17 protein-coding genes are annotated in these 17,500 nt (G+C 68.3%); 6 read left to right on the forward strand and 11 right to left on the reverse strand.

Features of this window, described 5'->3' with window-relative positions:
- Nucleotides 1-101: 101 nt before the first annotated feature.
- Entirely contained in the window at nt 102-1,724 is a 1,623-nt protein-coding gene (locus tag QQK83_RS01250; protein ID WP_284260868.1) for a thiamine pyrophosphate-binding protein, read from the reverse strand.
- Between the two features lie 54 nt (nt 1,725-1,778).
- Here QQK83_RS01250 and QQK83_RS01255 point away from each other — a divergent pair, with 54 nt between their 5' ends.
- Nucleotides 1,779-2,318, forward strand: coding sequence for an NADPH-dependent FMN reductase (locus tag QQK83_RS01255; protein ID WP_284260869.1), 540 nt, complete (start codon nt 1,779-1,781; stop codon nt 2,316-2,318).
- On the opposite strand, the gene QQK83_RS01260 is transcribed toward QQK83_RS01255, so the two are convergent.
- Nucleotides 2,315-3,349 carry an NAD(P)/FAD-dependent oxidoreductase gene (locus tag QQK83_RS01260; protein WP_284260871.1) on the reverse strand — a complete coding sequence of 345 codons (1,035 nt, stop codon included), beginning with the start codon at nt 3,347-3,349 and terminating at the stop codon, nt 2,315-2,317. The genes QQK83_RS01255 and QQK83_RS01260 overlap by 4 nt on opposite strands.
- Nucleotides 3,350-3,416: 67 nt before the next feature.
- Here QQK83_RS01260 and mnmC2 point away from each other — a divergent pair, with 67 nt between their 5' ends.
- Nucleotides 3,417-4,085: a tRNA (5-methylaminomethyl-2-thiouridine)(34)-methyltransferase MnmC2 gene (gene mnmC2, locus QQK83_RS01265; RefSeq protein ID WP_284260872.1), complete on the forward strand. Its 669-nt coding sequence runs from the start codon at nt 3,417-3,419 to the stop codon at nt 4,083-4,085.
- Nucleotides 4,082-4,960, forward strand: a complete 879-nt coding sequence (locus QQK83_RS01270) for a DMT family transporter (protein WP_284260875.1) — start codon at nt 4,082-4,084, stop codon at nt 4,958-4,960. The genes mnmC2 and QQK83_RS01270 overlap by 4 nt, the downstream gene beginning before the upstream one ends.
- Nucleotides 4,961-5,065: 105 nt before the next feature.
- Here the strand turns inward: QQK83_RS01270 and ccoS are convergent, their stop codons facing one another.
- The 8 genes from ccoS to ccoN all read right to left on the reverse strand — a co-directional run bounded on the left by ccoS (nt 5,066) and on the right by ccoN (nt 13,126).
- Nucleotides 5,066-5,224 (reverse strand): cbb3-type cytochrome oxidase assembly protein CcoS, encoded by a 159-nt coding sequence (gene ccoS, locus QQK83_RS01275; protein ID WP_284260878.1) that lies wholly within the window; start codon nt 5,222-5,224, stop codon nt 5,066-5,068.
- Nucleotides 5,225-5,231: 7 nt separating this feature from the next.
- The gene (locus QQK83_RS01280; RefSeq protein WP_284260880.1) at nt 5,232-7,415 is read right to left on the reverse strand and encodes a heavy metal translocating P-type ATPase; all 2,184 of its coding nucleotides are present in this window, start codon (nt 7,413-7,415) and stop codon (nt 5,232-5,234) included.
- A 10-nt stretch (nt 7,416-7,425) separates the two neighbouring features.
- Nucleotides 7,426-7,923 carry a FixH family protein gene (locus QQK83_RS01285; protein WP_284260882.1) on the reverse strand — a complete coding sequence of 166 codons (498 nt, stop codon included), beginning with the start codon at nt 7,921-7,923 and terminating at the stop codon, nt 7,426-7,428.
- Nucleotides 7,920-9,341, reverse strand: coding sequence for a cytochrome c oxidase accessory protein CcoG (gene ccoG / locus QQK83_RS01290; RefSeq protein WP_284260884.1), 1,422 nt, complete (start codon nt 9,339-9,341; stop codon nt 7,920-7,922). The genes QQK83_RS01285 and ccoG overlap by 4 nt, the downstream gene beginning before the upstream one ends.
- A gap of 295 nt (nt 9,342-9,636) precedes the next feature.
- On the reverse strand, nt 9,637-10,551 hold the full coding sequence (gene ccoP, locus QQK83_RS01295) for a cytochrome-c oxidase, cbb3-type subunit III (protein WP_284260886.1): 915 nt from the start codon (nt 10,549-10,551) through the stop codon (nt 9,637-9,639).
- Nucleotides 10,548-10,766, reverse strand: a complete 219-nt coding sequence (locus QQK83_RS01300; protein ID WP_284260888.1) for a cbb3-type cytochrome c oxidase subunit 3 — start codon at nt 10,764-10,766, stop codon at nt 10,548-10,550. Before QQK83_RS01300 ends, ccoP begins: the two co-directional genes overlap by 4 nt.
- Before the next feature lie 15 nt (nt 10,767-10,781).
- Nucleotides 10,782-11,510, reverse strand: coding sequence for a cytochrome-c oxidase, cbb3-type subunit II (gene ccoO / locus QQK83_RS01305; RefSeq protein WP_284260889.1), 729 nt, complete (start codon nt 11,508-11,510; stop codon nt 10,782-10,784).
- Between the two features lie 14 nt (nt 11,511-11,524).
- Nucleotides 11,525-13,126 (reverse strand): cytochrome-c oxidase, cbb3-type subunit I, encoded by a 1,602-nt coding sequence (ccoN, locus tag QQK83_RS01310; protein WP_284260891.1) that lies wholly within the window; start codon nt 13,124-13,126, stop codon nt 11,525-11,527.
- A 198-nt stretch (nt 13,127-13,324) separates the two neighbouring features.
- Here ccoN and QQK83_RS01315 point away from each other — a divergent pair, with 198 nt between their 5' ends.
- A complete protein-coding gene (locus QQK83_RS01315; protein ID WP_284260893.1) occupies nt 13,325-14,164 on the forward strand; it encodes a universal stress protein in 840 nt (279 codons plus the stop codon).
- Between the two features lie 126 nt (nt 14,165-14,290).
- Entirely contained in the window at nt 14,291-15,142 is an 852-nt protein-coding gene (locus QQK83_RS01320) for a transglutaminase domain-containing protein (RefSeq protein WP_284260895.1), read from the forward strand.
- A 7-nt stretch (nt 15,143-15,149) separates the two neighbouring features.
- Here the strand turns inward: QQK83_RS01320 and fnrL are convergent, their stop codons facing one another.
- Nucleotides 15,150-15,893 (reverse strand): transcriptional regulator FnrL, encoded by a 744-nt coding sequence (gene fnrL, locus QQK83_RS01325; protein ID WP_284260897.1) that lies wholly within the window; start codon nt 15,891-15,893, stop codon nt 15,150-15,152.
- A gap of 89 nt (nt 15,894-15,982) precedes the next feature.
- On the opposite strand from fnrL, the gene hemN reads away from it, so the two are divergent.
- Complete coding sequence (hemN, locus tag QQK83_RS01330) at nt 15,983-17,338, forward strand: oxygen-independent coproporphyrinogen III oxidase (RefSeq protein WP_284260899.1); 1,356 nt, start codon at nt 15,983-15,985, stop codon at nt 17,336-17,338.
- Nucleotides 17,339-17,500: the final 162 nt, after the last annotated feature.

Below are 17,500 nucleotides of genomic sequence, written 5' to 3' on the forward strand. Positions count from 1 at the left end.
TTTTGGTCGCTTCGCTCCGGTTTGCGCGCTGCGCGCGCGGGGGGCTCCGCCCCCCATCCCTTCGGGATTCCCCCCGCCATATTTGAAGGATGAAGATGCGGTCAGAGGGATTTCGTGGTGCTCAGCATCGTCGGGTCGAGGACCAGTTCGATGAGGTGAAGGCCGCCCGTGTCGGCGGCGTCGAGGGCCGGGGCGAGATCGTCCATCGCGGTGATCCGGTGGCCGGTGCCGCCGTAGCTGGCCGCGAGCTGCACGTAATCGGGGTTGAACAGCTCGGTTCCCGAGACGCGGCCGGGGTAGTGGTTTTCCTGGTGCATCCGGATCGTGCCGTAGCGGCCGTTGTTGGCGATGATCACGGTGATGTCGGCACCGTATTGGCGCGCGGTCGACAGCTCCTGCAGGGTCATCTGCAGGCAGCCGTCGCCGGCGAAGCAGATCACCGGGCGGTCGGGGTGCTGCAGTTTCGCCGCGATGGCGGCGGGCAGACCGTAGCCCATCGAGCCCGAGGTGGGGGCCACTTGCGTCCTGTAGCCGCGGTAGCGGGCGTAGCGGTGCAGGAACGCCGCGTAATTGCCCGCCCCGTTGGTGTAGAGCGCGCGGCCTTCGTAGCGATCGGAGACGGCGCGCACGACCTGTTCCATCTTCACCGCGCCGGGGGTTTCCTGCGGCACCTGCCAGGCTTCGTAGTCCGCGCGCGCGCGTTCCGTCCAGGCGGGGTCCTTGATCCGGCCATTGGCTCCGCGCAGGGCGGCGAGAACCGCGGGGGCGGGCGCGGCGAGGCTGGCGCTGGGCTGGTAGACCGTGCCGATCTCGTCGGGGTCGGGGTGGACGTGCAGGATCGTCTTGCCCGGATCGGCAGGGTCGATGAGCGTGTAGCCGTTCGTCGCCGTCTCGCCCATCCTGGCGCCGAGGATCAATAGCGCGTCGGCCGCGCGCAGGCGCTGGCCCAGCTTCGGGTTCATACCGACGCCGAGATCGCCGATGTAGTTCGGGTGGCCGTTGTCGACATGATCCTGCCGCCGGAAGGTGACGGCCACGGGCAGGCCGGTGGCCTCGGCCAGCGCCTGCAGGTCCGCCTGCGCCTGCGCCGACCAGCCCGGCCCGCCTGCGACGATCATCGGGCGATCATGGGCGAGCAGCCGGTCGAGCAGCGCATGGGCCGTGGCCGGGTCGACCGGCTGTTGCGGCAGGGTCGCCGGCCCGAGGTCGGGGACATCGGCCTCGGCCGACAGCACATCCTCGGGCAGTGCCAGCACCACGGGGCCGGGGCGGCCCGACTGCGCGACATGGAAGGCGCGGGCGATGTATTCGGGCAGGCGCGCGGTGGTTTCCACCTCGGCTACCCATTTCACCAGCGGCGAGAAGAAGCGGCGGTAATCCACCTCCTGGAAGGCGCCGCGGTCGCGGTCGCGCAGCGCCACCTGTCCGACGAAGACCACCATCGGCGTGCTGTCCTGCATCGCCACATGCAGCCCCGAGGCGGCATTGGTCGCCCCCGGGCCGCGGGTCACGAACAGCACGCCGGGTGTGCCGGTCAGCTTTCCATGCGCTTCGGCCATCATGGCCGCGCCGCCCTCCTGCCTGCAGACGACATTCTGGATGTCGTGATCATAAAGCCCGTCGAGCGCGGCGAGAAAGCTTTCGCCCGGCACCGAGAAGACGCGGGCCACCCCGTTGATCGCCAGCTGGTCGGCCAGGATCTTTCCCCCGTGGCGCTTGGACATGGCCTCCTCCCGTTCTAGATGCCGCGCAACGGTTTTGAACGGAGGGGACAGGGAATGTCCAGCGGCACACTTCTGGGGATCTGCGGATCGCTGCGGGCGGCATCATGGAACCGCAAGCTGATGCTCGAGGCTGCGCGGATGTACGATCCGGCCGAGTTCCTCGACGCCGACCTGCGCCTGCCGCTCTATGACGGCGACCTCGAGGAGGCCCATGGCATCCCGCCCGAGGTGCAGCGCCTTGCCGACCAGATCAAGGCCGCCGACGCGGTGGTGATCGCGGGCCCGGAATACAACAAGGCGCTGTCGGGTGTTCTGAAGAACGCGCTCGACTGGGTCAGCCGGGTGCCGGGCGGGGTCTGGCGCGACAAGCCGGTGGCGATCCTCTCGGCGGCGGCGGGTCGCGCGGGCGGTGAGCGCACGCAGATGACGCTGCGCCACGCGATGAACCCGTTCCGCGCCCATGTTCTGCCGGGGCCGGAGGTGATGATCGCGGCCCCGGATCGGGAATTCGACGCCGAGGGGCGGCTGGTGAACGAGATTCCGGTGAAGCTTCTGACCGAGTTGATGGAGGGGCTGCGCCGGGCGGCCTCCTAAAGGCTCGCCTCGGGGCGGAAGGCCTCGGGGATGCGGTCGGTGCTGTCGAGGACGAGGTCGGCCATCATCCCGGCGATGCCGGGGGCCATGCCGAAGCCGATCTTGAAGCCGCCATTGGCGATATAGGCGCCAGGGCGCAGCGGGTGCGCCCCCAGCATCGGCGCGCGGGAGCGGCTGCGCGGGCGCAGGCCCGCCCACCGCTCGATCACGGGTGCCGCGCGCAGGGCCGGGCAGAGGCGGCGGGCGGTCTCGACCAGCGCGTCGAGCTGGGCATCGGTGGCGGTGGGGTCGTCGTAATCGCGCTCGGTGGTGGAGCCAATGGCCGTGGTCCCGTCCGCGTGGGGCACGATGTGCAGCGCCTCGGCGAAAAGCTGCGGCGCGTCGCGCAGATCGGCGCGCAGAAGCGCGGCCTGCCCCTTGATCCCTTGCCCGACCAGCCGCCCGCGGGCCTGCGTCAACTCGGCCAGCCCGGCGGCCCCGGTCGCCCAGACCTCGACCGCCGGGCCGTGCGACGGCACGGGCACGATCCGTCCGCCCCTGGCCCAGATCGCCGCGGCCAGCGCCGCACAGGCGCGGCGCGGGTGCATCCGGGCGCTGAGCGTGTCGTGGATCACCCAACCCGTGGGGCTGGAGAGAAGGCCGGGGAAGTCGTCCTCGGGCACGACCCTCCAGCTATACTTCCCTTGCCAGAGGTCGGCCGCGCCCCCCTCGCGTGCGCGGGCGAGCGCCAGCGCCGCCGCGTCGGTCACGGGCTGCAAGCGCCCGCCGCGCGCATAGCCGGGGTCTTCGCCGCCCGTCCGGGCCACCTCGGCCCAGAAGGCCTCGGCCGCATCGAGGCTCTCGAACTGCACCTGTTTCTTGGTGTTCCAGTTTTCCGGCACATGCGGGGCGAGTGCCCCCACCAGCCCGCCGGAGGAACCCGCGCCGATGCCATGCGGGTCCACCACTTCGACCGCGGCCCCGCGGCGGGCGCAGGCCCAGGCGATTGCAAGGCCGAAGATGCCCGCGCCGAAGACCCTGATGTCGGCCATTGCCAATCCCCCGTAGCTGGACCAGTGTCCGCCCGATTCCGGGGCAGGATTAGACGAGCCGCGCGGCATGGACCACCCGACACACGAGATCGACTGGCGCGCAGGCGGCGTGCCGGTCTCACGTCGCTTCGACGATCCGTTCTTCTCGCTCGAGAACGGGCTGGCCGAGACGCGGCATGTCTTCCTTGCAGGCAACGACCTGCCTGCGCGCCTCAGGCCGGGGTTCCACATCGCCGAACTGGGCTTCGGCACCGGGCTGAACCTGGTGGCCGCCGCCTTGGCGTGGGAGGCCACCGGCCTCGACGGTGCCCTGCGCTTCACCAGTTTCGAGGCCTTCCCCCTGTCGGGCGGCGATGCACGCGCCGCGCTTGCCGCCTTCCCCGAAGCCGCCCCCTTGGCCGCGGCCATCGCGGCGGCGCTGGACGGTGACGGGCTGATCGAGACGCCGAGCCTGTCGGCGCGGATCGTCTTCGGTGACGCGCGCGACACCCTGCCGGCGTGGGAGGGCATGGCGGACGCCTGGTTCCTCGACGGGTTCGCGCCTGCGCGCAACCCCGAGCTGTGGGAGCCTTCGCTGTTGCAGGCAGTCGCGCGCCACACCGTGCAGGGCGGCACCTGCGCGACCTATTCGGCGGCGGGCGCAGTGCGCGCGGCGCTGACAGAGGCAGGTTTCGAAGTCACGCGCGTCCCCGGCTACGGGCGCAAACGGCACATGGTCCGGGGGCGGCTGGCATGAGCGCGCAGAACACGCGGCTGGGGATCTGGCTGATGGTGGCGACGACCTTCGTCTTCGCCATGCAGGACGGGATCAGCCGCCACCTTGCCGGCGAATACAACGTGCTGATGGTTGTGATGATCCGCTACTGGTTCTTCGCGGCCTTCGTCATCGCCATCGCGGCCCGGCACTCGGGCGGGCTGCGCGCCGCGGCGGCGACGAAACAGCCGCTGGTGCAGCTTGCGCGCGGCGCGCTGCTGGCCATCGAGATCTGCGTGATGGTGCTGGCCTTCGTCCTGCTCGGCCTCGTCGAAAGCCACGCGGTCTTCACCTGCTACCCGCTTCTGGTCGCGGCCCTCTCGGGGCCGGTGCTGGGTGAACAGGTCGGCTGGCGGCGCTGGACGGCGATCGGCGTGGGCTTCATCGGCGTGCTTATCATCCTGCAACCGGGCTTCCGCGTCTTCCAGGTCGAGGCGCTGGTGGCGCTTCTTGCGGCGCTGATGTTCGCGCTCTACGGCTTGCTGACGCGTTACGCGTCGCGCAAGGATTCCACGACGGTCAGCTTCTTCTACACCGGCACCGTGGGCGCGGTCGTCATGACCGCGGTCGGCATCTGGTTCTGGGAACCGATGAGCGCGGGCGACTGGGTCTGGATGTCGATCCTCTGCCTGACCGGGGCCGGGGGGCACTGGCTGTTGATCAAGGCCTACGAGGTCGCCGAGGCGAGCGCCGTGCAGCCCTTCGCCTACCTGCAGCTGGTCTTTGCCACGACGCTGGGGATCACCGTCTTAGGCGAAACGCTGGAACGGAACGTGGCGCTCGGCGCGGGGCTGGTGGTGGCGGCGGGGGTCTTCACCCTCCTGCGCGCTCGCGCGAAGGAAAAGGCGTCGGGCTAGGCGCCAAGGGTCTTGCAAGACCCTTTCCAGCCTTTTGCAAAAGGCTGGCCAGAGCCTTGCAAGGCTCTGGTTCAGCGTCTTGCAAGACGCTGCATGGCGCCCGGTTCAACCCTTGGGCTTGTCGTCGTAATCGTCGCGCAGGATGCGATGGGCGTCGCCGTCGGGGTCGTCGAACTGCCCCTTGCGCAGCATCCACCAGAAGGCCACGAGCCCGACAAGCCCGAGAAACAGGCTGACCGGGATCAACAGGCCGAGGATATCCATCAGGCGCTCACTTCAACCGCAGGGCGTTCAAGGACACCGTAATCGACGACATCGACATCGCCAAGGCCGCGATCAGCGGCGAGCAGAGCCCCGCCACCGCCAGCGGCACCGCCAGCACGTTGTAGACCGTGGCGATGGTGAAGTTCTCGCGGATCCGCGCCCGCGCCGAGACCGAGGTGCGCATCGCATCCGCGATGGGCGCAAGGCTGCGGCCCGTCAGCACCATGTCGGACGCCGTGCGCGCCGCATCCAGCGCCGAGGCGGGCGAGATCGACACATGCGCCGCGGCCAGCGCCGCTGTGTCGTTCAGCCCGTCGCCCACCATCAGCACCCTGGCCCCCTCCGCCGACAGGTCTGCCACCAGCGCGGCCTTTTCCTGCGGCAGCGCCTCGGCGATGACCTCGTCGATGCCGATGCGTGCGGCGAAGCGAGTGACGGCGGCCTGCGTGTCGCCCGACAGCAGGATCACGCGCTTGCCCTGGGCCTTCAGCGCCTGCACCACGTCCTCCGCGCCCTCGCGAAGCGTATCGGAGAAGGCGATGGCCCGCGGCGCGCCGTCGCCGATCCTGAGGAAGGTCGCGGTCTCGGCGGGGGCCTCGGCCCCGACCCATGCGGCGCGGCCAAGCTGCACGCGCGCCCCGCGCCAGGTGCCTTCCACGCCGAAGCCCGGCACCTCGCGCAGCCCCTCGACATGGGCCGGGCGCAGCCCGCGCGCGGCCAGCCCGCGGGCGAGGCTTTCGGCCAGCGGATGCGACGAGCCCCGCGCCAGCGCCAGTGCGACGCGCGCGGCCTCCTCCGGCAGGCGGTCAAGCTCCCGCGGCGTGGGCGCGCCGTTGGTCAGCGTGCCGGTCTTGTCGAAGACGACCGTATCGGCCTCGGCCAGCCGCTCCAGCGCCGTGCCGTCCTTGATCAGGAGGCCCTTGCGGAACAGCCGCCCCGAGGCGGCGGTGGTCACGGCGGGCACGGCCAGCCCCAGCGCGCAGGGGCAGGTGATGATGAGAACCGCGGCCGCGATGTTCAGCGCCACGCGCAGGTCCTGCGTGTAGAGATACCACCCCACCGCCGAGACGAAGGACAGGATATGCACCCCCGGCGCATAGAGCTTCGCCGCCTGGTCGGCGAGCGAGGTGTAATTGTTGCGCCCGGCCTCGGCCACGGCGACGAGATCGGCGATGCGGTGCAGCGCCGTGTCCTGCCCTGCGGCCATCACCTCGACGGTCAGCGGGCCGGTCAGGTTCACCTCGCCCGCGCTGACCATGCTGTTCTCGCCCGCGAAGGCGGGCAGGCTCTCGCCGGTCATCAGGCTGCGGTCGATCTCGGACTGGCCCGCGATCACGCGGCCGTCGACGGGGATGCGCCCGCCGGGTTTCACCCGGACGATATCGCCCGCGCGCAGCTCGGCGACCGAAACGGTCTCTTCCCCCGCGGCACTCACGCGCAAGGCGCGCGGCACTTCCAGCGCGGCCAGTTCCTGCGCTGCCGAGCGCGCCGAGGCGCGGGTGCGGTGGTCGAGGTAACGGCCACCCAGCAGGAAGAAGCACAGCATCACCGCCGCGTCGAAATAGGCGTGGTGCCCCGAGAGGATCGTCTCGTAAAGCGAGGTGCCCATCGCCAGCGCGATGGCCAGCGTGATCGGCACGTCCATGTTCAGCCGCCGCGCCCTCAGCGCGCTCCAGGCCGAAACGTAGAAGGGCCGCCCGGCGAAGACGACGGCGGGAATGGCGATCAGCGCGCTGATCCAGTGCATCATGTCGCGGGTCACGCCCTCGGCCCCCGACCAGACGGCGACCGACAGCAGCATGACGTTCATCATGGCGAAGAAGGCCACGGCCAGCCGCATCAGCAGGTCGCGGCCCTGCCGGTCGGCGGCGGTGGTGGCCAGCACGCCGGGGTCGAGCTCATGCGCCTCGTAGCCCGCGCGCTCCAGCACCTCGCAGAGCGCCTCGGCCGTCACCTCCGGTCCCGCCTCCACGGCGGCGCGGCGCAGCGTCAGGTTCACCCGCGCGTCCCGCACCCCCGGCAAGGCGGTCAGCGCGCGTTCCACCCCCGAGATGCAGCCCGCGCAATGGATGCCCGGCAGCGACAGCATCAGCGTCGCGTCCACGGGCTTGCCCGCCAGTTCCTCGGCGGCGGGGGCGGCGGAACAGGCCGGGCAGGCCGACGGTCGGGAATGCTCGAAGGTGGCGGTCACCGCGGCCCCCTCAATCGAAATGGCGGAAGGTGATGTTGTGCCGGTAATCGGTGCCGTCCCGCGCCGTGCCGGTCAGGCGCAGACGCCACATCCCGTCGCCCAGCGTGACGGGCGCAACGAAGGCGCCGTTGACGCGCTCGAGCACGAGCAGCTGGTCGTCGGTCTGGTTCGTGGGCCGGGTCAGCAGAGCGGTCAGTTCGGCGGGGGCGACGGGCGCGCCCGCGTCATCCACCAGGTTCAGGACCAGCGTGCCGTCGCCGGGGATCTCGATGCTCGCGTGCCATCCCAGCGCCTCCTGCGCGTCGCGGCGTTCGTCGAAGGTCTGGCTGTCGGCGTAGCTCGAGGAGACCTCCATTCCGGGGAAGGTCGAGACGGCGCTGAAGGCCATGAACAGGTTGACCCCGATGATCAGGCCGAACCCGCCGACGAAGATCGCCAGCACATGCCAGCCGGTCAGCTTGCGGCCCCCGGCCCTGTCAGTCTCGCGCATGGTCGCATCCGCACTCATTCCGTGTCCCTCCCGAAGAACGTGGTGTCCGTATGGGTTCGCGTGTTGGTGCCCAGGTCCTCGACCCAGAAGCGGAAATCGGTCCGCTCGGCCTCGGCCGCGGGGCTGCCGGCGGGCGCGGTGACATAGACGCGCTGCAGGTAGGTCGTGTCGAGCGGGACGGGCACGGTGTTGCCCTCCTGCCCCTCCAGCTCGACCTGCAGCGACGCGTCCGACACGACCGTGACCTGGAAGAGGCTTTCGTCATGGGTCATGTTGCGGATCCGCACGTCATAGGTGTTGCGGATCGACCCGTCCGACAACACGACGAATTGCGGGTTGCGCACGGGCGCGACCGTCATGTCGATGTCCGACCGGATGAAGAGCATCACCGTCAGGCCGACGCCGATGGCCGACCACAGCACGGTGTAGATGATCGTGCGCAGGCGGAAGATGTGCTTCCACACGGATTTCCTGGGGTTGCCCGCACGCTCGTTCGCCTCGTCGGTCAGGGCCATGTAGTCGATCAGCCCGCGCGGCTTGCCGACCTTGGCCATGATGTCGTCGCAGGCGTCGATGCAGAGTGCGCAGGTGATGCACTCGAGCTGCTGGCCGTCGCGGATGTCGATCCCCACCGGGCAGACGTTGACGCAGGCGTTGCAGTCGATGCAGTCGCCGAGGGTCTCGCGCGTCTTGCCCTTGCCGCGCGGCTCGCCCCGCCAGTCGCGGTAGGCGACCGTGATCGTGTCCTCGTCCATCATCGCGGCCTGGATGCGCGGCCAGGGGCACATGTAGATGCAGACCTGCTCGCGCATGAACCCGCCGAAGACAAAGGTCGTGGCCGTCAGGATGCCGACCGTCGCATAGGCGACCATCGCCGCCTGCCCGGTGACCAGGTCGACCAGCAATGTCGGCGCATCGGCGAAATAGAACACCCAGGCCCCGCCGGTCGCCACCGAGATCACCAGCCAGACCGCCCATTTGGTCAGGCGAAGCCGCCACTTGCGGATATCCCACTTGGCGTTCCACAGCCGCAGGCGGGCGTTGCGGTCGCCCTCGATCCAGCGTTCGACAGTGAAGAACAGGTCGGTCCACACCGTCTGCGGGCAGGAATAGCCGCACCAGACCCGGCCCAGCGCCGAGGTGAACAGGAACAGGCCGAGCCCCGCCATGATCAGCAGCCCCGCGACGAAGTAGAATTCGTGCGGCCAGATCTCGATCCAGAAGAAGAAGAACCGCCGGTTCGCAAGGTCCAGCAGAACCGCCTGGTCGGGCAGTTCCGGGCCGCGGTCCCAGCGGATCCAGGGGGTGATGTAATAGATGCCCAGCGTCACCAGAAGGATGATCCACTTCAGATTGCGGAACGTCCCCGAGACACGCTTGGGAAAGACGGGCTCACGGGCGGCGTAGAGCTTTTGCGGCTCTTCGGTGGCACTCATGACGATGTGACTCCTGGAATCTGGGTGGTCCTGCGCAGGCTCTGTCTATGGGAGGCTGCGCGCCTCCTCCTTGACGTGGATCAAACGCTTCGCGGTGCACGAGATTGACCGCGTCACATGATGTCGCATGGCGGGGGCGGGCGGGGCCCGAAAGAACCGCGCCCCGCGCGCCCTTTTCGGGGCGGCGGGACGGGCTAATTGGTGGCACCGGTCCCGTAGGAAACGCGCGAACAGGACCGGGACCGGTGCCGTTCCGCCAACCGGGAGGGGTCAGCGGAAACCGTGCCTCGGCGGCTTATTCGCCGCCGCCGAGGGAATGGACATAAACCGAGACGGAGCGGACCTCGGCCTCGGAGAGGCGCCCCGCGGGCGAGGCATCCGCCGACCAGGGCGGCATCACGCCGAAGCGGGAATGCCGGACGGTCTCTTCGATGGCCGCTTCCGAGCCGCCGTAAAGCCAGATCGCATCCGTCAGGTTCGGCGCGCCAAGGAACCGGTCGCCGGTGCCGTCATCCATGTGACAGGCCGCGCAATTGTCGAGAAAGACGCTCTCGCCCGCCGAGGCGAGGGTGGCATCCGCCTCCTGCCCCGAGATGTTGCGGACATATTGCACGACCTGGGCGATCTCCTCGTCCGAGAGGATGCCCTCGAAGGCGGTCATCTCGGAATAGCGGGCGTCGAGATCGTCCTCGTTCCGGATGCCGTGGCTGATCGTGTAGTGGATGTCGTCGATCGTGCCGCCCCAGAGCCAGTCGTCATCGAGCAGGTTCGGGTAGCCCGAGGCCTGCACGCCGGCAGCCCCCGATCCGTGGCACTGCGAGCACCAGGTGGCGAAGGTCGCCGCCCCGCCCTGGATCGCGTAATTGTAGAGATCCGGGTTCTCGTCGGGGGTGATGGCGGCCAGTTCGACCTCGGTGATGCGCGCGCGAACGTCGGCGTTCATGTCGTCGAAGCGCTGGATGTCCTCGGCCACGTTGGCCCGCGTCGAGAAGCCCAGGATGCCGGGCGTCGCCCCGTTGACCATGGGCCATGCCGGGTAGAGCACCGTGTAGATCAGCGCCCAGACGATCGTGGCGTAAAAGGTCCAGAGCCACCAGCGCGGCAGCGGGTTGTTGAACTCCTTGATGCCGTCCCAGGAATGGCCGGTCGTCTCGGGGTCGCCGGCAAGCAGCTTCTGCTCTTCGGCATGGGGGGTCTTGGTGTCGGTCATTGCCGCGCCTCCTTGAACTGGCGGGACTGCGCCGGGGCGTCATCGTCGCTCATCGGGCGGTCATCGTAACGGAACGGGATATTCGCGGTGTCGCGGTGGACCTTCCGGCTACCCGGTCGCAACGTGAAGAGGATCACGCCGAGGAACACGAGAAGCATGAACATGGCCCCCCAGCTCCGGGCGATCACCTGCAGGACGGTATAGGTGTCTTCCATCTGTCGGACCCTCCCTTACCGGCTTGCCAGGGCTTCCTCGGGGGCGAAGGTCGAGAAATCGACCAGCGTCCCGAGCATCTGCATGTAGGCGATGAGCGCATCCATCTCGGTGACTTCCGGCTGCCCGTCGAAGTCGCGCTGCTGCGCGCCGGGATAGCGTTCCACCACGCCCGGATCGCCGAAATCGGTGGCCTGCTGGATGAAATCCACCTGCGCCTCGGCGATCATCTCGTCGGTGTAGGGGACACCCACCATCCGGTGCGTCTCCATCAGATCGGCGATGTAGGTGGGCCGCAGCACGGTGTCGGCGAGATAGGCATAGGCCGGCATCACAGACTCCGGCACCACCGATTGCGGGCTGGTGAAGTGGTCGACGTGCCATTCGTCCGAGTAGCGCCCGCCGACGCGGGCGAGGTCGGGCCCCGTCCGCTTCGAGCCCCACTGGAACGGGTGGTCATACTGGCTTTCGGCAGCAAGGCTGTAGTGGCCGTAGCGTTCCACCTCGTCGCGCATCGGGCGGATCATCTGGCTGTGGCAGACGTAGCAACCCTCCCGCACGTAGATCTCCCGGCCCGCAAGCTCCAGCGGCGAGTAGGGGCGCATGCCTTCCACGTCCTCGATCGTGTTCTCGAGGTAGAAGAGCGGCGCGATTTCCACGATGCCCCCGATGGTGACGACCAGGAAACTGAGCGTCAGAAGGAGGGTCGCGTTGGTTTCGATCTTCTTGTGACCTTCAAGTGCCATCTGTCAGGCCCTCCTTATTCTGCCGGTGCCGCGATGGGGGCGTCCTTGCGGACGGCACCCTTCGTCACGGTCATCCAGAGGTTCCAGCACATGATCAGCGCACCGCCGAGGAACATCACCCCGCCGAGACCCCGCACCACGTACATCGGGAATTTCGCGGCGACGGTGTCTGCGAAGGAGTTCACGAGGAACCCTTGCGCATCGACTTCACGCCACATCAGGCCTTCCATGATGCCGGTCACCCACATCGAGGCCGCGTAGAGCACGATGCCGATGGTGGCCAACCAGTAGTGCCAGCTGACCGCCCGCACGCTGTAGAGCGAGGCACGGCCCCAGAGCTTCGGGAACAGGTAGTAGAGCATCCCGAAGGTGATCATGCCGTTCCATCCCAGCGCACCGGAATGCACGTGGCCGATGGTCCAGTCGGTGTAGTGCGACAGGCTGTTGACCGCGCGGATCGACATCATCGGCCCTTCGAAGGTCGACATGCCGTAGAAGGCGACCGAGGTGACCATCATCCGCAGCACGGGGTCCGTGCGCAGCTTGTCCCACGCCCCCGACAGCGTCATCAGGCCGTTGATCATGCCGCCCCAGCTGGGCATCCACAGCACGATCGAGAACACCATCCCCAGCGTCGAGGCCCAGTCGGGCAGCGCGGTGTAGTGCAGGTGGTGCGGACCCGCCCAGATATAGAGGAAGATCAGCGCCCAGAAGTGGATGATCGACAGCTTGTAGGAGTAGACCGGGCGCTCGGCCTGCTTCGGGATGAAGTAATACATCATCCCCAGGAAGCCCGCGGTCAGGAAGAAGCCCACGGCGTTGTGGCCATACCACCATTGCGTCATCGCGTTCTGCACGCCCGACATCACGGTGACCGAGGCCGAGCCGAAGAGCGACACCGGGATCTGCAGGTTGTTGACCACATGCAGCATCGCCACGGTGACGATGAAGGACAGCAGGAACCAGTTGGCGACGTAGATATGCGGTTCTTTCCGCTTCAGTAGCGTGCCGACGTAGAGCAGCAGGAAGGCGACCCAGACGATCGTCAGCCACAGGTCGGTGAGCCATTCGGGCTCGGCGTATTCCTGGCCCTGGGTCGAGCCCAGCAGGTAGCCGGTCGCGGCCATGGCGATGAAGAGCTGGTAGCCCCAGAACACGAACCACGCGAGGTTGCCGCCCCACAGCCGTGCGGCCGATGTCCGCTGCACGATGTAGAAGCTCGCGGCCAGAAGCGCGTTGCCGCCGAAGGCGAAGATCACCGCCGAGGTGTGCAGCGGGCGCAGCCGCCCGAAGTTGAGATAGCCCTGCGCCCAATCGAAATTCAGCACCGGAAAGGCCAGCTGAAACGCGATGTAGACACCGGCGAGGAAGCCCACGACCCCCCAGAAGGCCGTGGCGATCGCCGCGGCCTTGACAGGTCCGTCCATGTATTCGTTGGCGGGCGCGGGCAGTTTGGCCTCGCCCGTCCGGCGCAGCACCACCACGAACGTGATGGCCGCGGCGCCCATGATCAGCAGGGCGTGGACCAGGTAGGCCACGTCCCGTGCGTAGTTGGCCGCGATCGCGGCACAGACCGCGACAAGGCCGAGGATCAGGAGCTTCACATAATCAAGCATTGATCGTCCCTTCGTGATGCCCCGGTTCCGACTCGAAAGCCGTCCGGGGCTGTTCCATCTGCCCCTCACATCGCGGAAGGGCCCGGACGGAGCCTTGATCCATGTCAAACGCAACGCTTTGCCCGGTTGATGCAGGTCAAGGTGCGGCGACCTGCCTCGGGCCTAGGCTGGGTCAGAGCCCATCCGAGGGAGGAATCCATGGCCTACAGATCCATCCTGACCGTTCTTGCCGACGCCAAGGACGCCGACGCGGTGCTCGATGCCGCCGCCGCTTTCGCCAGCGCCTCCGGGGCGCATCTCGACGTGCTCTGCCTTGGCGTCGACCGCACCCAGACGGGGTATTACTTTGCCGGTGCGACTGCGCTGATGCATGACGAGACCATCGCCCAGGCCCAGGCCGAGGCGACCGAGATCGAGGCCGCGGCCCGCCGCATCCTCGAGCGCAGCGATATCTCGTGGGGGATTGATGCGATGGTGGCGCAATCGGCCTCGGTCTCGGGGCTGGTCGCCCGCCGCGCGCGCTTCGCCGATCTCGTGATCCTGCCCAAGCCCTATGGCGAAGGGCAATATGCCGACGCGCCCGTCATGGTCGAAGCGGCCATGTTCCAGGGCAATGCCCCGGTGGTCGTGCTGGCCGAGGGCAAGCCGGTGCCGGTCAAGCCACGGCGCGTGGTCGTGGCCTGGAACGAGTCGGCCGAGGCGATGGCCTCGATCCGCCGCGCGCTGCCGCTGCTGCAGGCCGCCGAGGAGGTGAGCATCTGCATCGTGGCCCCCGAGCGCCACAGCACGGAGTCGTCAGACCCCGGCGCGGAACTGAGCCGGATGCTCAGTCGCCACGGCGTCAGCGTCGAGGTGGCGATCCTCGCCCAGACCCTGCCGCGCGTCTCCGAGGTGATCGCGCGCCATGTCGCCGACCTCGACGCCGACCTGCTGGTGATGGGGGCCTACGGTCACTCCCGCTTCCGCGAGGCGATCCTGGGCGGGGCGACGCGCAACATGCTGGAACACGCCAGGGTGCCCGTGTTCATGGCGCATTGACACCGACTGCCCGGACCGAGGAACGCCCCGCTGTCGGCGGGTCGTTTTTCGTCGCCCGATGACACCTGATCGTCACGTCGGTTCTTTAGTGCGGCGGCAAGGTCAACGACATCGGGACAAACAGCCATGGCCAGCACCATCGTCACGGTCGAGATGACGGACACCGCGCGGCATTACGACGCCATCGGCCTTCTGGTTCCGCTTGGCATCGACACCGAGTTCCAGCGGGTCGAAGGGCTGGACCTGCCCGACGGCTGGGCCGCCAGCCTTCTGCGCGAAGAGCGGACCGCGCAGACCGCCGCCTTCCTGACCCCACCGCACCCCGACGCGGTTGCGCGCCTGCGCCACGTCGTGTCGGATCGGCCCGCAACACTCGACCCCACGGCATGGGTGCCGGAACCCGGCCCTCACCGCGCCGCTGCCGAGGACCTCGCCCGAGACGCCCAGGCCCTCGCGGACGCAGCCGGCGGCGGTCTGCCGGGGGTCGAGGCCATCGTCCTCGATACCGCGCAACGCTTCACCTATGGCGCGGTCGAGGGGGCAGAGCGCTGGTATACCGGCCATGACGCCATTCCGGCCGTCGCCTGCGCCGTGGGCAATTGCATCGACATCAACACCTACCTGATGGCCGCCCTGCGCGTTGCCGGGTACGAGGCGGCCTATCTCACCTGCTATTTCTTCGACGACAATCCCGACGGCATCGCTGCCGGGATGCATTGCTGGGTGCGCACCCGGCTGGGCGACAGGGTCGACGACTGGGACATCGCGCATTTCAAGAAAGCGGGGCGCAGCGACGTTCACGCCGCCCTGAACCCGGTGCCGGGGTGGCGCGTGGCGCTCGCCCATGGCCGCGACCATGTCTACCGCTGGAACGGGATGGAGATCCGGCTGCCGGTGCCGTCGCGCCCGAACTGGGTTCTGGCCGATGGGAGCACCGTCTGGGGTGCCCCGCCCGTGGTCGCGCTGTCGCGCGGCTGACGTCGCCTCAGAACACGCCGCCGTCCGCGTCGTCGCCGGTTTCATCCATCAGCACGTCGAAATCCGGGATCACGATGTGGCGCTTGCCCTCCAGCCGGATCACCCCGTCACGCTTCAGGCCCGACATCTGGCGGCTCACCGTCTCGAGCGTCAGCCCCAGGTAATCGGCCATCGCTTCGCGCGTCAGTGGCAGGTCGAAGGCGACCTCGCCGCTTTTCGCGTTCTGGTTGATGGTCGCATCGCGCCGCGCGATGATCGACAGGAAGCTTGCGATCTTCTCGCGCGCGGTCTTGCGCCCCAGAAGCAGCATCCATTCCCGCGCCGCGTCCAGTTCGTCCAGCGTCATCTCGAGCAGGCGCTGGCTGACATGGGCGTTGGTCGACAGCATGTCGTGAAAAGGCACACGGCGGAAACAGCACAGCTGCAGGTCGGTCGTGGCGGTCACGTCATAGGTCGCGCGCTCGCGGTTCGGACGGCCGAGAAAATCCGACGGCAGCAGAAGGCCGACCATCTGGCGGCGGCCATCCTCCATGGTCTGCGACAGGGCCGCGACGCCATGCACCACGGAGGCCACGAAATCCATCTTGTCGCCCGCCCAGACGATGGTCTGCCCGGCCTCGTAGTTGCGGTAATACTTGATCGCCTCGAGATGCTCGAGTTCGTCGCTCTCGCAGCGGGCGCACACGGCGCGGTGCCGGATCGGGCAATCGGCACAGTCCACTTGCGGAAAGGCGAGTTGTCTCTGGGGCATGGTCCTTATCCCTTCCGCCTCTCGGCTGTCGGGCTGTGCTTGATCTGGGTCAAGGTCAAGCTGCGCGTTTCGGGGTTAAGCGTAAGGCAATGGAACACGTCAATCAACTTCGCCGCATGGGTCTCTTCGACGCGAAGGTCCCGCGCTACACCAGCTACCCGCCCGCCACGAAGTTCTCGAACGACGTGTCCGGCCCTGTCCTGCTTGACTGGATCGATGCGATCCGGCCGGGTGCGGGGGTCTCGCTCTACCTGCATGTGCCCTTCTGCCGCAGGTTGTGCTGGTTCTGCGCCTGCCGCACGCAGGGCGTGCGCTCGGACGAGCCCGTCCGCGCCTATGTCGAGACCTTGATGCAGGAAATCCGCGCCATGGGCGCGCGCCTGCCCGAAGGGGTGACGGTCGCCCGCCTGCACTGGGGCGGCGGCACGCCGACGCTTCTGTCGCCCGAGATGATGACGGCGCTTGCCGACACGATCCGGGCGTCCTTCGACATGGCCCCCGATGCCGAGTTCTCGGTCGAGATCGACCCGAACGAGATCGACGAGGCGCGCATCGCCGCGCTGGCGGCGGCGGGGATGAACCGCGCCTCCATCGGGGTGCAGGATTTCGATCCCGACATCCAGAAGATCATCGGCCGCATCCAGGGCTACGAGGTCACCCGCACCGCGGTCGAGGCGCTGCGCAAGGCCGGCATCCACTCGCTGAACGCCGACATCCTCTTCGGCCTGCCGCACCAGAGCCAGCAGCGGATTTCCGAGTCGGTGCAGATGCTTCTGTCGCTCTCGCCCGACCGGGTCGCGCTCTACGGCTACGCGCATGTCCCCTGGATGGCCAAGCGCCAGGCGATGATCCCGACCGACGCGCTGCCCACGCCCGAGGAACGCCTCACGCTGTTCGAGACCGCGCGCCGCCTGTTCCTGTGGGACAGTTACCAGGAGATCGGCATCGACCATTTCGCCAAGCCCGAGGACAGCATGGCTGTGGCCGCGCGCTCGGGGCACCTGCGGCGCAACTTCCAGGGCTACACCGATGACACCTGCGACGTGCTGATCGGCCTCGGAGCCTCGGCCATCTCGCGGTTCCCGCAAGGTTACGCGCAGAACGCCAGTTCCACCGCCGCCTATCAAAAGGCCGTCCGCGCGGGCGAGGTGGCCACCGGGCGCGGCCATGCCTTCAAGGGCGAGGACCGGCTGCGCTCGCGCATGATCGAGATGCTGATGTGCGAGTTCCGCATCGACGCCGGGCAGATCGCACAGGAATTCCGCCTGCCGCCGACGCGGCTGTCGCAGCTGTTCACCGCCGCCGCCGACCAGTTCCCCGGCATGGTTCGGATCACGCCCGAGGGCTTCGACATCCTGCCCGAGGGGCGGCCGCTGGCCCGGATGATCGCGCGGGCCTTCGACGAATACGAGATGCGCGCCGAAGGGCATTCCTCGGCGATCTGAGGCGACCGGCGTGGGGTCGGCTCCGGCCTTGCGCGCAGGGGGGCACGGCCCCCTCCGAACGGTCCGCCCGGCGGGCCGCACCCCCCGCAACGCCATGGGCGTGGGCGGGGTGATGCAATCGCGCGTCATGCAATCGAAGGTTGCACAGATTATAGCCAAAGA

This window comes from Roseicyclus amphidinii (genome assembly GCF_030163755.1).
GTDB lineage: Bacteria > Pseudomonadota > Alphaproteobacteria > Rhodobacterales > Rhodobacteraceae > Roseicyclus > Roseicyclus amphidinii.